11 protein-coding genes and 1 pseudogene are annotated in these 16,531 nt (G+C 44.0%); 7 read left to right on the top strand and 5 right to left on the bottom strand.

Annotated features, from left to right (window positions below; genetic code table 11):
• From PI95_RS14260 to PI95_RS14270, 3 genes are all read left to right on the top strand, one after another.
• Positions 1-454, top strand: a 454-nt coding sequence (locus PI95_RS14260) for a WD40 repeat domain-containing protein (RefSeq protein ID WP_373695705.1), incomplete at its 5' end; no start/stop codon positions are given.
• 426 nt (positions 455-880) lie between these two features.
• The gene (locus PI95_RS14265; RefSeq protein WP_039748426.1) at positions 881-1,099 is read left to right on the top strand and encodes a hypothetical protein; all 219 of its coding nucleotides are present in this window, start codon (positions 881-883) and stop codon (positions 1,097-1,099) included.
• An 8-nt stretch (positions 1,100-1,107) separates the two neighbouring features.
• Positions 1,108-1,524 (top strand): type II toxin-antitoxin system VapC family toxin, encoded by a 417-nt coding sequence (locus PI95_RS14270; RefSeq protein WP_201280449.1) that lies wholly within the window; start codon positions 1,108-1,110, stop codon positions 1,522-1,524.
• A 127-nt stretch (positions 1,525-1,651) separates the two neighbouring features.
• Here the strand turns inward: PI95_RS14270 and PI95_RS14275 are convergent, their stop codons facing one another.
• From PI95_RS14275 to PI95_RS14290, 4 genes are all read right to left on the bottom strand, one after another.
• On the bottom strand, positions 1,652-1,960 hold the full coding sequence (locus PI95_RS14275; protein ID WP_336507216.1) for a Txe/YoeB family addiction module toxin: 309 nt from the start codon (positions 1,958-1,960) through the stop codon (positions 1,652-1,654).
• Positions 1,957-2,202: a type II toxin-antitoxin system Phd/YefM family antitoxin gene (locus PI95_RS14280; RefSeq protein ID WP_236117065.1), complete on the bottom strand. Its 246-nt coding sequence runs from the start codon at positions 2,200-2,202 to the stop codon at positions 1,957-1,959. The genes PI95_RS14275 and PI95_RS14280 overlap by 4 nt, the downstream gene beginning before the upstream one ends.
• 144 nt (positions 2,203-2,346) lie before the next feature.
• On the bottom strand, positions 2,347-6,432 hold the full coding sequence (locus PI95_RS14285) for an ATP-binding protein (protein ID WP_336507217.1): 4,086 nt from the start codon (positions 6,430-6,432) through the stop codon (positions 2,347-2,349).
• 154 nt (positions 6,433-6,586) lie between these two features.
• The gene (locus PI95_RS14290; protein ID WP_039748433.1) at positions 6,587-8,218 is read right to left on the bottom strand and encodes a transglutaminase domain-containing protein; all 1,632 of its coding nucleotides are present in this window, start codon (positions 8,216-8,218) and stop codon (positions 6,587-6,589) included.
• A gap of 293 nt (positions 8,219-8,511) precedes the next feature.
• Between PI95_RS14290 and PI95_RS14295 the strand changes: the two genes are divergently transcribed.
• From PI95_RS14295 to PI95_RS14305, 3 genes are all read left to right on the top strand, one after another.
• Entirely contained in the window at positions 8,512-11,370 is a 2,859-nt protein-coding gene (locus tag PI95_RS14295; RefSeq protein WP_039748435.1) for a cation-translocating P-type ATPase, read from the top strand.
• Between the two features lie 160 nt (positions 11,371-11,530).
• Positions 11,531-12,658, top strand: a complete 1,128-nt coding sequence (gene recF / locus PI95_RS14300) for a DNA replication/repair protein RecF (protein WP_039748437.1) — start codon at positions 11,531-11,533, stop codon at positions 12,656-12,658.
• 205 nt (positions 12,659-12,863) lie between these two features.
• Positions 12,864-13,277 carry a hypothetical protein gene (locus tag PI95_RS14305; protein WP_039748446.1) on the top strand — a complete coding sequence of 138 codons (414 nt, stop codon included), beginning with the start codon at positions 12,864-12,866 and terminating at the stop codon, positions 13,275-13,277.
• A 116-nt stretch (positions 13,278-13,393) separates the two neighbouring features.
• Here the strand turns inward: PI95_RS14305 and PI95_RS14310 are convergent.
• Positions 13,394-13,846: pseudogene (locus PI95_RS14310) on the bottom strand (MgtC/SapB family protein); the annotation flags it as partial.
• A gap of 305 nt (positions 13,847-14,151) precedes the next feature.
• Between PI95_RS14310 and PI95_RS14315 the strand changes: the two are divergent.
• Positions 14,152-16,503, top strand: a complete 2,352-nt coding sequence (locus PI95_RS14315; RefSeq protein ID WP_039748449.1) for a putative PEP-binding protein — start codon at positions 14,152-14,154, stop codon at positions 16,501-16,503.
• Positions 16,504-16,531 lie beyond the last annotated feature (28 nt).

Raw genomic sequence — 16,531 nt, forward strand, 5'->3', positions numbered from 1 at the left:
TGGGCAGACGATTGTCAGTGGGGGTGAAGACGGCACAGTGCGGTTGTGGAATTTCCAAGGTCTGCCCTTGGCTGAACCCTTCGGTGGTCATCAGGGTGGGGTCTATTCTGTCGCCATTAGCCCGGATGGGCAGACGATTGTCAGTGGGGGTAGTGACGGCACAGTGCGGTTGTGGAATTTCCAAGGTCTGCCCTTGGCTGAACCCTTCGGTGGTCATCAGGGTGGGGTCAGGTCTGTCGCCATTAGCGCGGATGGGCAGACGATTGTCAGTGGCGGTAGTGACGGCACAGTGCGGTTGTGGCGGGGTGGTTGGCGTGGATGGTTGCAAGTCTGCTGTGACAGGTTGCGTTACCATCCCATCTTCACCAATCCGCCAACAGAGGAAGCAAAAGCCGCTTGCGAAGTCTGCCGTAAATATGTTTGGAGTAAAGAAGAAGTTAAAAGCGGGGATTAATGAGAAGAAAACAGGAGAAATAAACCTCTAATCTTCAATGTTGAGGCTCAGAACTCCACTTTTCACCTTCAGAACTCGGAACTTCATGCTCAGAACTCGAAACTTCGTGCTTGGAACTCGAAACTTCGTGCTTGGAACTCGAAACTTCGTGCTTGGAACTCGAAACTTCGTGTTCAGAACTCGGAACTTCGTGTTCGGAACTCGAAACTTCGTGTTCTGAACTCGGAACTTTGTGTTCTGAACACGAACATCCGAGATCCAAGGGACAATTATGGTGAGTGAAAGGCGATTATTAATAGTCAACCATAATTAACAGACACATGGATTACAACCACTTAGGATAAATATCTGAAAATTATTGCAGATCCATAGTCAGCTATGATTGACATAATGCCAGCCGTTGATTTTTTGCATCATTAGAAAATTATGCTAGATGAAACTACCATTGAGCAACGTTTGGTAAATCTTGAGCAGACAGTTGCCGAACTTAAACGTTTGCTTATCGCTGCTCCCACTCCTAGCAATTGGCTTGAGAAAGTGACGGGTTCAATTTCGGATGAGCAAGTTTTCCTCAAAGTTCTGGAGTATGGTGAGTCTTTGCGCCACGCTGATAGACCCACAGACGAAACCAGTGACCAAACGTGAAGTATCTCTTGGATACCGACCATATAAGTTTCTTACAACGGCGTTCGGCTTCGGAATACGCAAACTTAACGGCTCGAATTGCTCAACACTCACCCGGAGATTTTGCATTTTCCATTATTAGTCTTCACGAACAAGTTCTTGGTGCTAATACCTTTATCAATCGTGCCCAAACATCGGCTGATACAATTCGAGGATACATGATACTGCTGGAGATTCTTCAAGGTTTCTCAGTTGCTCCAGTTCTACCATTCGATACTAGTGCAGCAACAGTTTTCGATGGACTGAAAGCGCAGCGAGTTCGTATCGCTACAATGGATTTGCGAATTGCATCAATTGCTATTTCACAAAATTTGGTACTTTTGACCCGAAATAATCGTGATTTTAGTCAAGTACCAGGTTTGGTGACACAAAATTGGACAGTATAAATAATTTGCAGAACTGCAACAACCGAGATCCAAGGGTGAATGAAAGGCGATTATTAAGAGTCAACCACAATTAATATCAAGTTCGGGTCAACCCCAACATTTAATATTGTCATAAACTACTTAAAACTTACTCGTAATGCGTCCACATCCGAATTATCTTGATTACTTGTTCGGATTCGATGACTTCATATACCAAACGATGCTGTATGTTTATCCTACGAGAATACGCACCTGATAAGTCACCAACCAGCTTTTCATAAGGTGGAGGATTTTGAAAGGGATTTTTTTTAAGAACTACAAGCAACTCCTCGGCTTTCTCCTTTAAGTTGCTAGAAGCTAATTTCTTCGCGTCTTTTTGCGCTTGTTTTGTGTAAACCAACCTCCAACTTATTTCTTCAAAATTCGGAAGTGGCTCTTCATTACCGCCATCACTCACCAATCCAACTCCTCATCGCATTCTTGGATCGGGCTTGCCAGTCCTTCTTTTATAGATTCTCGCATTCCAGGTACAGATAGCAAGTAAAGAGTCTCCTGAATTGCAGACCAGTCTTTTTCCGCAAGCAAAATCGCATTACCACGATCGCTCTGAATGGTCACACGTTTACCCTGCTCTACAACTTGGTCGATCAACTCTTGTAAATTATTTTGAGCGTCGTTGACTCTAAGCGAAGACATCATGCTTTTTTGGCTCACGATAACTCTAATTTAGTCTATTTCTGGTGCTTAAAAGGCGATCGCTTCCGCAATTACTAGAGGACTGACTCAGCCAAAACCAATGCCCCATGCCCAATGCCCCATGCCCCATGCCCGATGCCTCATGCCCTATGCCCCATGCCCAATGCCTGCTAATGTAGCGATCGCCTGAATTAATTCATCGATTTCAACAGGTTTAGCTAAATGTCGTTGAAAGCCGGCTGCGAGTGCTTGTTGTTGATTTAATTCTCCGGCATAAGCCGTCAGAGCGATCGCTTTGATGCCTCCAATTGATGCTGTACGCATACGTAGTTGACGCATGAGCATATATCCGTTCATTTCTGGCATTCCAATATCGCTGACGACGATATCAGGAATTGCTTGCTCAATTACTTGTAGCGCTTCAAACCCCGATGCCACGGTTGTAACAATCGCCTGTTCTTGCTCTAAAATAAAGCTGATAAACTCCCGCGAATCAGCATCATCATCGACTACTAAAATCTTAACGCCGCTTAAATTAGCTGCTGATTTGGGTGATTCCTCTTTTTTTATCTCCTCAGCCGGTCGAAATAAAGGAATTTGTACTGTAAAAGTAGCTCCCAGTCCTTCACCTGCGCTATCTGCCATTACTGTACCGCCGTGCATTTCCACGATTTGACGTGCGATCGCTAATCCCAATCCTAACCCCCCAAATTGGCGCGTTGTTGCACCATCTTCTTGCCGGAAATGCTCAAATACATAGGGCAGAAAGTCGGGATTAATTCCTTTGCCGGTGTCTTTGACTTGGATTTGCACGTTTGTTTTCACTTGTGCCAAGTTAATTGCAATCTGTCCGCCTGCTGGTGTAAATTTAACCGCATTCGATAAGAGATTCCAGACAACTTGCTGCAATCGTCCTGAATCGCCGTTGACTGTACCGACAGGAGCGATCGCACATTCAATTTGCAAAGATTTGGCTTCTGCGGCTAATCGCACTGTTTCCAAAGCGGCTGCAATCACCGTACTCAAATCGACAGGCATCACGGTTAAGCTCATTTTGCCGCGTAAAATGCGCGAAATGTCAAGCAAATCGTCAATCAGTTGTACTTGTAGTCTGGCGTTGCGTTCGATAATATTGATCGCTTCAATAGATTTCGCCGCATTCAGCTTACCCATTTGTAGCAGTTTCGACCAACCGAGTATCGGATTCAGCGGAGTGCGTAACTCGTGAGAAAGAACCGCCAAAAATTCATCTTTGACGCGGTTGGCGTTTTCGGCAGCTTCTCGTGCAGCTTGTTCGCGCACTAGTAATTGTTCTCGCGCTTGTTCTGCAAGTTTGCGATCGGTAATATCATGAGCAGCTGCGTAAAAAATATTCTGTCCAGCTAAGGACACAACGTCCCACGAAAACCATCGGTAAAAACCCTCTTTTGTACGGTAACGGTTTTCAAACCCAATCGTTTCATGTCCCTGTGCGATTTTTTGCGCTTCCAAGAGCGTTGCGGCTCGGTCATCTGGATGCACAAACTCAATATAAGGCTTTGCTTTCAGTTCAGTTTCGCTAAATCCTAGCGTTCGTTCCCAAGCTGGATTGAATTGCATAAAGTAGCCCTGGAAGTTGCCGATCGCTAACATATCTAGGGATAAGCTAAAAAAGCGATCGCGCTCCTCCCTCACTCGCTGCAATTCGGTAAGATCCAGTATTAAGGCAACGACTTCTTGATTTTCGTTAAACGGTTCTTGAAGCAACGCAGCAGCAATTAAAATCGGAATCCGCCGACCGTTTTTATGGAGGTACACCTTTTCATAAGGCGCACAAATTCCCTGCGTGCTTAATTGCTCAACCGCTTTGGCATCCAACGCAGCAAATTCTTTAGGGGTAAGTTGATCCCATCGCGCTTGCCCAGACTGCATTTCTTCTAAGGTGTAGCCTACCAAATTTAAGAGATACTCATTGGCGTAGTGCAGTCCACCAAAACAATCGCCGAAGACGACGCCAAACAAGTTAGATTCTACCAGTCGCCGGAAGCGGCGCTGACTTTCTTCAAGAGCTGATTGTGAGCGTTTGCGATCGCTAATATCAGTACAAATAATCGCCAAACCATCCGCTGTCGGATAAACTCGATTGTCAAACCAGCGATTTGAATTGGCGTCGCGATGCTCAAACTGCATCGGAGTTCGCTCGCGCATGACTTGATGTAGTCTTCCGTAAAGTTCACCTCCAACGAGATCGGGCAATAATTCCCAAATATTTTTGCCGATCGCATCTTCACGACGTATTCCCCAAATTTGGGCTTTGCGATCGTTGATATAGGTGAAACACCAATTGCGATCGAGAGTGACAAATCCATCTTCAAGGTTTGCTAAAACGCTTTCTAGATTTGCTTTAGCGGTTTCGGCTTCGGTATGTAACGTTTGTGTGGTTTGTCGCAGTTTAGCTAACTTTAAATTTGATTCGACTCTGGCAAGTAATTCGCGTGCGGAAAATGGTTTAATTAAATAATCATCCGCTCCGGCTGTAAGTCCTTCAATGCGCGATTCTTCCCCGGCTCGCGCTGATAAGAGAATAATCGGGATTTCTTGAGTTTTCGGATCGCTTCGCAGCGATCGCAACAATTCAAAGCCATCCATTTTCGGCATCATCACATCGCTTAACACCAAATCCGGTGGATTTTCCCGAATAGCATTTAACGCTGCCATTCCATCTGCGACTGCCTCAACTATATAATGCTCACTCAACAGCCGCTGAACATAATCGCGCATATCCGCATTATCGTCAGCCAACAAAATGCGCGATCGCGAGGAAACACTCGACAAAGTAGAATTTGCTTCTTTATCTTCCCCCTCTTTTGCAAATAGCCAGCGTTGCGCTTCTTCCACATAAGCAATTGGCGATTGGGCAATGGGCATTGGGCATGGGGCATTGGTAATGGGTAATGGGTAATAATTCTTTTTCCAGTCCCCAGTCCCTAGTCCCCAGTCCCTAGTCCCTTTCTTAGGAATTGTTACTTTAAAGCAACTACCTTGCCCCAGTACACTCGTCACGCTAACTGTGCCACCGTGTAATTTCACCAATTCCTGTACCAGCGCCAAACCAATGCCTGAGCCTTCAAAGCTGCGTCCCTGTGCGTCTTTCACGCGATGAAATCGCTCAAATAAATGCGGCAATTCTTCTGGGGGAATGCCGATACCAGTATCTTCAATTGTTAACTCTATATCAGTTTCAAGGTTTTGCAAGCGAACTGTAATTCTGCCTGCGAAAGTAAACTTAAAGGCGTTTGATAATAAATTAAAAATAATTTTTTCCCACATTTGGCGATCGATATAAATCGCTTCTGGTAATGCAGAACACTCGACTATCAACTGCATTCCAGCTTGTTCGATCAGCGAACGAAACACACTGGCAAGTTCAGTTGTCAGCGTAGCTAAATCTGTAGGTTCATAAGTTGCTTGAATGCGTCCAGCTTGAATGCGGGAAAAATCGAGCAAGGTGTTAACCAATTTCAGCAAGCGAAGTCCGTTGCGCTGTACTACTTCAATTCGTTCTCGTTGCACAGCGGGTAATGGAGAATCAATATCAAATAACGCATCCTCGATAGGACTTAACATTAGTGTTAAGGGCGTGCGAAACTCGTGAGAGACATTGCTGAAAAATTCAGTTTTCGCGCGATCTAATTCTGAAAGTGCTTCATTCGCGGTTTGTAGTTGTTCGTTGAGTTTTTGTAACTCTTGCGATCGCAGATAGATATCCATTTCCATCTGCTGAGAACGAGTCTGTAAGTCTTGATTAATTTGGCGCTGCTCATTTCTCTGCTGCTGCACCAACACAAACTCTGTTACATCCTCGGTTCGATGGATAATGTGGGTAAGCTCGCCGTTTTCGCCGAAGAGAGGCGAATTTAATGCACTCCAGTAGCGCTCCTCAAATCCGCCACCTTGCGATTCGGGTCGAGGAATGTCATATTTTTGCACAGCCATTGTATGGGGCTTTCGATGCTTCAATACGTTTTCTATTGACGCACGCAAATTCTGCACCCCTGTCGCGTTCGGATCGTTGGGATTATCTGGAAAAACATCGAACAACTTACGTCCGATAATCTCTTCTCGTTTTCTCTTGGTTGCCTGCAAGTAAGCATCGCTTGCTGCCACAATCGCAAAATCGGGTGTTAAGACAAAATACAACCCTGGTATCGCTTCAAACAACCTCTGAAAATTTAGCATCTCTGAATAAGTCACGCTCTCGGCTTTGCTGAGGGAAAATATTGAGTAAGCAGGTTTTTGCTATGTTCCTGTAAAGTTATAGATGTAGGGTGCGTTACTACGTTAACGCACCCTACGGACTTCTACGGACTTCGCGAAGAACGCGAAGGTAATAAATAGTTATAGGTTGCTAAAAAGGCGGTAATTCTTCAAGAATCGTAAACTGAATATGATTAATCGCCAAATCACCGATCGCCACATCTTCTTTAGTTAAGCGTGTACCTTTACTGCTCAAACTTTCAAAGGTGATACCTTTGCCAATTTCGATATGATACCAACATAAACCCATAAAAAAGCGTGTGGGATAAGGACCGCGATCGCCAATATCATCAGGATTTGATTCCATTGGCAACCAGCCAAAATTCGGGATGTAGAATTCTAACCAAACGTGATTAAAGTCAGGTTGTAGCGGGACATCTTTATGTTCGCCCAAGGGAGGGCATTTATAGCGCCCGACAGTGCGACAGGGAATATCATTTAAACGGCATAAAGCAAGCAATACGCCGACATATTCCCCACAAGAACCAACACCGCGTTCTAAAACTATATCTGGCGTGTCAATGTATGGTTTGATGCCATATGATAATTCGTCGTAAACGTAATTGCGGATATTGTACATTTTCCGCAGCAAATTGGTTTCTGAAGCAACTGCATCACGGGCGGCGCGGCGGACTATGGTAGTATCCATTGCTAAGTCGTCATCATCTACTAAGTAACGACCTTGAAATGGTAATTCTTCCGGAATATCTTCTACATCTTTGGGTGTGATGCGATACTTAATGCCCCGAACTTCTAAAAGTGCTTTCCAGCCAAATATATGTCGTTCACCTGGAGTGAGGGTATCAAGTTTAAATACTGCCACACGTTGTCCGTCTTTCTCTTCTTCTGTGAAAGGCAGACCAATCGGTTCAATGTGTTTTACCTTTTGACGGTCAGTTTCTGAGGGTAAAGCAATTCGCCATTCTACATCTTGTAAGTACACCTCTTCTAAAGGAGAAATTTCTTCAGCATAAGACATTTCTATCAGATAACCGTTAGAGAGGGCGCAACGCTTATCGGGGTCGTAATGATAATACAGCGGGTGAATAAAAGTGCGATCGCGATACGTCAATTCATAATTCGGGTCAGCATTTGGATTATCCCGAATATACGGCTCCTCTGAAGCATAAGCGACAAAAAGCGTTTCTTCGCCTGTTTCGCCATTTTTATGTAAAGCGATGCCTGTAGGACATGCAAACGGCGTTAGCACGCTAAATTGAACTTCTCCGGTAGCTCTGTCGATGCAGTAAACTGTTTGCTCTATCGTGTCGCTAACCCAAAGAGTTTCTTCACTTACTACCAAATTTTCCACTCCCACACCAGGAGCATAAAATCTGGTAATCTCTTTGCGCGTATCTCGGTCAAAAATCAGAATACAGCCTAACTTTTGGCAGCTGACATAAACGGTTGATTCCCAAACAGCAACGCCGTCAGCGGGATAGGGTAATGTAGCAAAATGCTCTAAACCTAAAGAATTCAGGTTACACAAATAAACACTGTTATCCCGCGTTACCCACAGGGTATCTGACCACACAGCAAGACCTGTCACATCCCTAAATTCCCTGACTTGGTGGGAATTAAGAATTTTGGTATTGTCGGAAATCGGATCGATTTGCAGTAGATGCCCTTTGGGGGTGTCAATCGCGATGAGTGTATCCTCGATAAAGGCTATGCCACATAAGGCAGCAGCACTAAGCGGTCGAATTGTTCTTTGGCTAAACATTTAAGGGGGAGGGGGGGATGGGGAGAGGGGGGGAAAGGTGTAATAAAAAACTTTTACCCTTTCTCAAGTAGAGTGCAAAACAAACTTTTGCACTTTTGTATAAGGTGTTTAGTCAAACTTTCTTATCAGCAATAACACGTAATATGTTTTCACAGTAAAAATCACTAAATTTCAGGAATTACACTTATACTATGACAACTAACCAACAGCCTGAATGTAACCTTGGTTAATGGTTTTATCGCCATCACTAAGATTATGATCGAATTTTGTAACCATTTCCTGTGACCAACACGATGTCTGCTAATTCTTCGCCCGAAGGTGCCCCCGTTTGGCATAGTTTAGAAGTTAATAAAGCGTTAGACCTGCTCGATAGTAACGCAGACTCTGGCTTGACGCCCCAAGAAGTAGAACAGCGATTGCAAAAATACGGCACCAACGAACTAGAAGAAACTGGTGGTCGTAGTGCCTGGGAAATTCTACTCGATCAGTTCAAGAACATTATGTTGTTGATGCTGATTGCCGTAGCCTTGATTTCTGGAGGTTTAGATTTCCTGTCTTGGCAATCGGGACAGCTTAAGCCTGGTGAAGTACCATTTAAAGACACGATCGCTATTTTAGCGATTGTCATTCTCAATGGCATACTCGGCTACGTTCAAGAAAGTCGTGCCGAAAAAGCGCTGGCAGCTCTGAAAAAACTTTCTTCTCCAAACGTGCGAGTTATCCGCGATCGCAAACTCCTAGATGTCGCCGGCAAGGATATTGTACCTGGAGATGTGATTCTCCTAGAAGCCGGGGTGCAAATAGCCGCAGATGGACGCTTAATCGAACAGTCTAATTTGCAAATTCGAGAGTCGGCACTAACGGGCGAAGCAGAAGCTGTAAATAAACAAGCTGTATTAACTTTACCGGAAGAAACATCATTAGGCGATCGCCTGAATTTAGTCTTTCAAGGTACAGAAGTTGTCCAAGGACGTGCCAAAGTTCTGGTAACGAATACCGGAATGACAACAGAACTGGGAAAAATTGCCGCTTTGTTGCAGTCGGTAGAAAGTGAACCGACGCCTTTGCAGCAACGGATGACTCAATTAGGTAACGTTTTAGTTACTGGTTCTTTAATTTTAGTCGCGATCGTCATTGTCGGTGGTGTCATCGCCGCCAGAGGTTTTAGCAACCTCCAAGAACTTGTTGAAGTTTCTTTAAGTATGGCAGTCGCGGTAGTTCCCGAAGGTTTACCCGCTGTAATTACCGTCACTTTGGCATTAGGAACTCAGCGGATGGTGAAGCGAAATGCTTTGATTCGCAAATTGCCAGCGGTGGAAACTTTAGGCAGTGTCACCACAATTTGCTCTGATAAAACTGGCACCCTAACTCAAAATAAAATGGTGGTGCAATCAGTTTATACCAATAACTCGTCTTTTCGCGTCACCGGTGAAGGATACGCCCCTACAGGCGATTTTCAGTTAAATGGTCAAAATGTTTCTGTTGACCAACATCCGGAAATCCCGGCTTTGCTTGTCGCTTGTGCCGTTTGTAATGATTCGGTGCTGCAACAAGAAAAAGGGCAATGGACAATTTTAGGCGACCCGACAGAAGGCGCATTAGTCACGCTTGCGGGAAAAGCAGGTATTGAAAAAGACCAATGGAGTAGTAAATTACCGCGAGTAGCAGAGTTTCCCTTTTCTTCAGAACGCAAGCGGATGAGCGTAATTACTCAAGTTGAGGAAGTGTCAACAGGAGTATCACCGATGACAGCGGTCGATCCAGCGATCGCTCACATGTTAAATCAAGAACGTTACTTAATGTTCACCAAAGGCTCACCAGAGTTAATTTTGGCACGTTGCACCCAAATTTATTTAGGCGATAAATCAGCTGCTTTAACCGACGCGCAACGCAAACAAATTCTCGCCGAAAATGATAACATGGCGAGTAAAGGTTTGCGGGTGTTAGGTTTTGCCTACAAACCGTTGACAGAAGTACCGCCGGAAAACTCAGATGAGACATCCGAGCAACAATTAATTTGGCTGGGATTGGTGGGAATGCTGGATGCACCACGCCCAGAAGTGAGAGCTGCCGTGCAAGAATGTCGAGATGCGGGAATACGTCCGGTAATGATCACCGGCGATCACCAGTTAACAGCAAGAGCGATCGCCACCGATTTAGGAATTGCAAAAGAAGGGGATAGAGTCCTCATCGGTCAAGAATTGCAACGCATGAGCGACCAAGAACTAGAGCAAAACGTAGACTTGGTAAGCATCTACGCACGAGTAGCCCCAGAACACAAACTGCGAATTGTGCAAGCATTGCAGCGTCGGGGTCGATTTGTGGCTATGACAGGCGATGGTGTCAACGATGCCCCCGCCCTCAAACAAGCTGATATCGGTATCGCGATGGGCATCACAGGCACTGATGTGAGTAAAGAAGCCAGCGACATGGTATTACTCGATGACAATTTTGCCACAATTGTCGCTGCCACCAAAGAAGGTAGAGTTGTATATACCAACATTCGCCGCTTTATCAAATACATCTTAGGTAGTAACATTGGCGAAGTTCTGACGATTGCCGCTTCACCGTTACTCGGTTTGGGTGGAGTTCCCCTGACACCTTTACAAATCTTATGGATGAACTTGGTAACAGACGGTTTACCAGCTTTAGCATTAGCTGTAGAACCTCCAGAACCAGACGTAATGCAACGTCCACCATTTAGTCCTCGCGAAAGTATTTTTGCTAGGGGATTGGGTTCTTATATGATTCGCATTGGGATTATCTTTGCTATAATCTCGATTGCTTTGATGTGGTGGGCTTACAATCATACCAATGCACCTGGGTATCAAGGCGATCGCGAAGCTTGGAAAACAATGGTATTTACAACATTGTGTATCGCTCAGATGGGTCATGCGATCGCTATTCGCTCTAACAATCGACTGACGATAGAGATGAATCCCTTTTCTAATATCTTTGTATTGGGAGCGGTGGTTGTAACCACAATTTTGCAGTTGATGCTAGTTTACGTTCCACCCCTGCGAGCTTTCTTTGGTACTCACTATCTCAATTTACAAGAATTGGGGGTTTGCATCGGTTTTAGCGCGTTAATGTTTGTCTGGATTGAAGCAGAGAAAATTTTCTTTAGATTGATGGGGAAGAAAACCGTCTAGGGAGTAGGGAGTAGGGAGTAGGGAATAGGGAGTAGGGAATAGGGAGTAGAAAATAGGGAGTAGGGAGTAAGGAATTTTCTCACCACTCACCACTCACCACTCCCCCCCTCTCCCTCTCCCCCCCACTCCCCACTCACCATTCCCTACTCCCCTCTCCCCTATGTACCTCAAATCGATTCACCTGAGACAGTTTCGTAATTATAAACAGCAGCAGGTTGATTTTACTGCTGCGAAAACGATTTTGGTGGGCAATAATGCTCAGGGAAAGTCGAATTTGTTGGAAGCGGTGGAGTTGTTAGCGACATTGCGATCGCATCGAATGGCACGCGATCGTGATTTAATTCAAGATGGGGAAGTTGCATCTCAAATTAACGCCACTCTACAACGACAAACTGGTGTAACCGATCTAACTTTAACTTTACGTCGCAATGGTCGCCGCACGGTAGCTCTGAATAGCGAGAATTTGCGGCGTCAGATGGATTTTCTCGGTGTGTTGAATGCGGTGCAGTTTTCTAGCTTAGATTTGGAACTGGTGCGCGGTGGTCCGGAAAACCGGCGAAACTGGTTAGATACGCTTTTAATTCAACTTGAGCCGATTTACGCTTTTATTTTGCAGCAATATAATCAGGTGTTGCGACAGCGGAATGCTTTTTTGAAACAAAATCAAGACTCAGCACTTAGCACTCAAGACTCAGAACTTGCTTTGTGGGATGCACAATTAGCTACCACGGGGACACGAGTAATTAGAAGACGCGATCGCGCTTTACAACGATTAGCACCGATTGCTCAAGCTTGGCACGCTAGCATTAGCGGTAGTACAGAAATTTTACAAATTAATTACGTTCCTAGCGTTGCTTTAGAACAAAACCATCCAGAACAAATACAGCAAGCTTTTTTAGAAAAAATTCAGCTTCGAGCGATCGCTGAACTTCGTCAAGGCACAACCCTTGTCGGTCCCCACCGCGACGAAGTAGAATTAACTATCAATCAAACACCCGCTCGTCAATACGGTTCTCAAGGTCAACAAAGAACGCTAGTACTAGCTTTAAAACTAGCAGAATTACAACTAATTGAAGAAGTCGTTGGAGAACCACCACTGTTATTACTTGATGATGTTCTTGCTGAGTTAGATCCATCCCGGCAAAATCAATTACTTGATGCCATTCAAGACCGTTTTCAAACTTTAATTACTACAACTCACCTCGGTTCTTTTGATTCTCAATGGTTAAATTCCTCGCAAATTCTTTTCGTTAAAGCAGGAGAAATATCATCAGCACCCGCTTTTTAAAAGCGTGAAAATAATAAATATTCTTTCGTAGTAAGCGCTCTTTGCGCTTAAAATCAAAGTTACGAGCGGTAAACCGCTCACTACGAATGCACAATGCCCGACTAAGGTATATTTTCCGAAGTAACTTAGAAATTGCTGTAGTAATATGTATATGATAAGTAAAAAAGTATTATTTTTTACTTGAAATTTACTGACGGTTCAAAACATGCCTAAAAGCAATTATTTTGTCGAAAAAAATGAAATTGCATCCTTAGGTGCATCATTGCGAAGAATTGAGCAAAAGATACTTAAACAAAGTAAAGAAGGAGATATTAGCAGAGTTTGGTTCCAAGGAGAAGAACCCTATTTTGATGTTTTTTTTGAATTAAAAAACGATGAAATAGCCTGGTTTCAATTTACTTTACGCGGCAGATCGCTTTCTTGGGATAGCAAAACACCAGGCTGGCAAACAGGCACTACCAATGAATTAAAAATAGATGATGTGAGTTTTTATGCAGCTAGTAAAACCATTGAAAATGATACTAAACTCGACAGTGAGTTTATCAATTTAGTACAGTCAATTCTGGAAACTAGGGCAGAAGAAACTGTTTTTGCTAAAGCACTCGCTTTGTTTAATTAAGACTTAGGCGGTATAAAGTTATTATCTTGATTTGTGTCTGTAGAAATATTTTCCTCTGTTGGGGGAATTTGCAATATAGAAGTATCTTTTTGTTCACGGTTGGTTTTTAAGTAATAACGTTTTTCTAATCTTTTAAAAAGGTTGAGAACCAAAAAAGTCAGGACAACAGCAATTAATCCTAACTGCCATAAACCACAGCCAGCGACAATTCCCAAAGCAGCGGAAACCCAAATAGCTGCTGCCGATGTCAATCCGTGAACTTCAGAACGCTGTGATTTTTCGGAAGATTCACGTAAAATTTCTCCTCCACCAATAAATCCTACACCAGCTGTAATTCCTTGAATGGTGCGACTAAGAGAATTATTATCTGGTTGAGTGGCATTTGTGAGCAGAGGTATGAGAGTAAACACCGCTGAACCAAAACATACCAACATATGAGTTCTTAAACCGGCGGGTTTGCGCTTGAGTTGGCGTTCTAAGCCGATAACTGCCCCAAAAAGCAAAGCGAGGCATAGCCGGAAAGTGATATTTAGCCAATCATCGGGCAAAAGGTAGTTAGTGCTTAACAATGCTTATATTTTTAGAGAAAAAATAATCTTATATTCTACTTTAATTATTAATATACTCGCATGTGCAACTATATAAATTAACTAAACCCCCTTTTGCCGGGGTACAGGAGTAGAGACGTTCCGTCGAAACGTCTCTACAATATGTCGAATTTATCGACGTTGTATGTCAAATCATCCCGCTTTTTCTGGAACGTTCAGGAGGAAGAGCGAAGGTAATAAGTAGATCGGATCTGACGAACTACCAGGAGATGACACCCGTAGTTACATGACAACTGACTTTTAACAACTGACAATTAGCAATTTGAGTGGATAAACTCTACTGGCTTGACCAAATTAAACTGCAAGACCGTGCCAAAGTTGGTGATAAAGCGTTTCACTTGGGCAGAATTATGCAGCGTGGCTACCCCGTGAAGCCTGGTTTTATAGTGGGTGCGTCAGTTTTGCGACAATTTCTGGAAACTCTCAATAGTTCAGAGGCATTAGTCGCTGATTTGCCTTATTCTTCGTTACACCTAGATGTGGATAATTGGCGTCAATTGCAACAGGTGGCTGGTCACTTACATCAGGAAATTATCGCGGCGACTGTACCATCAAAGTGGGTGAATAAAATTCTCGAAGCAGCTAGAGAATGGAAAAGTGCCTGTTTAATTTTTCGACCTAGTGTGGCAATACCGACTGCAACGCATCAAGTAGGGAATATATCTGGGTTGCTGGAGTCGCAAATTTGCCGTTGTGACTATGAAGCGATCGCTTTGGCATTAAAAACCACTTGGAGTCAATTATTTCGTGCCAAAAGTTTACTATATTGGCAACGAACCGGAATTGACCTGCGACAAATTAATTTAGCAGTTTTGGTGCAACCAATTGAAAATGCACTCGCTAGCGGGTTACTCAATTCCAACTCAAGAGGATGGGATATTGAAGCAACCTGGGGATTGGGAATATCACTGCAACAGGGGGAAGTTCAGCCGGATGTCTACTACATTCAACGGGAAACCGGCGTTGTCACAGAACGACAACTGGGCAATAAAATGCACGCCTTACGTCTTGATGATACACCACCCGATTCTTTGGCGCTAGATAATACTTGTTTGGTGGCAGATTTGCTTGAGTCATCTCAACAAAAACAGTACGCTTTACAAGAAGAATATTTGCAACAATTAATTCAACTGGCGAATCTACTTGAAAATGACCTCGGTACAAATTATACCGTTGAGTGGACTATTTCTGAGGAATTTCCAACCCCAAAGCTTTATCTGACAAAAGTTAGCGCCCCTCAATTTGCGGTTTCCAATACACACTTTCTCAAGGGAATAGGAGCGGGGACCGGTCGTGTGACAGCGACTGCTTATGTAGTAAATTCGCTTTTATCATCGGAACAACTACCCAAAGGAGTGATTTTAGTCGCACAAGCGATCGCTCCAGATTGGCTACCGTTAATGCAACAAGTCGTCGGTATTATCACTGAAAAAGGGGGATTGACTAGCCATGCGGCAATTCTTGCCAGAGAGTTGGGCATCCCAGCAGTAGTCAGCGCAAAAGATGCCACCGCTTTAATTCAAACAGGTGCGAGTCTACTTTTGGATGGTGACAGAGGAGAAGTTTATCGTGTGAGAAAAGAAGATGGAGAAAGTCAGGAAGTTCCCCTTATTACCCAAGCGACACCAAAGCACAAAGCGCAATCTCAACTGGGCAACTTCACAACCGAACCTTTAGTCTCTGATTCCCCTATCCTTTTGTCAGCGCACCTACCCATGATTACTACACAGTTGCTGGTTAATTTAAGTCAGCCCAGCCTGATAGAGCAGGTGCAAAGTTTGCCTCTAGATGGGGTAGGATTGATACGCTCAGAATTGATGGTGTTAACAATACTGGAGGGGCAACATCCGTCGAGTTGGCTTTCTAACGGACGGAAGGCAGAATTATTAGAGCGTTGGTCTGAGCAAATGATGCAGTTTGTTCGTGCTTTTGCACCACGACCAGTTTTTTATCGCTCTTTAGATTGGCGATCGCACGAATTGACATCATTTAGTTCTAATGTACCATCTTCCCCACAGTCGATGTTAGGTGAGCGTGGCACTTTTGCTTATTTGCAAAATTCCGCAGTTTTTGAGTTGGAACTTGAAGCAATAGCTGCAATACAGCAAGCAGACTACAACAATATCCATTTAATATTGCCTTTTGTTCGCACTGTGGAAGAGTTTTCTTTTTGTCGTCAAAAAGTTGAGTCAGCAGGGTTAACTCAAAAGCCACAATTTCAACTTTGGATTATGGCAGAAGTGCCAAGCGTGCTATTTTTACTGCCAGAATATGTGAAAGCAGGTGTACAAGGAATTTCGATTGGTACAAATGACCTAACTCAACTACTCTTAGGAGTAGATCGAGAACAAGGATTAGCGTCTTCATTTGATGAACGACATCCAGCGGTGATGAGGGCAGTAGCTCAACTAATTAAGATGGCAAAATCTGCGGGAATTCCTTGCTCAATCTGCGGACAAGCACCAGCGCTGTATCCAGAAATTATTGAGAAGTTGGTAGAATGGGGGATTACGTCTATATCTGTGGAACCAGAAGCGGTATCGAGGACATATCAAGCGATCGCTCGTGCCGAACAAAGAATAATTTTAGAAGCAGCACGGCGACAAATTGGAAAATAGGGAATCTAGGGTAGTTACTCGGCGATCG

The sequence above is a fragment of the Hassallia byssoidea VB512170 genome, from assembly GCF_000817785.2.
GTDB classification, from domain to species: domain Bacteria; phylum Cyanobacteriota; class Cyanobacteriia; order Cyanobacteriales; family Nostocaceae; genus Hassallia; species Hassallia carrinoi.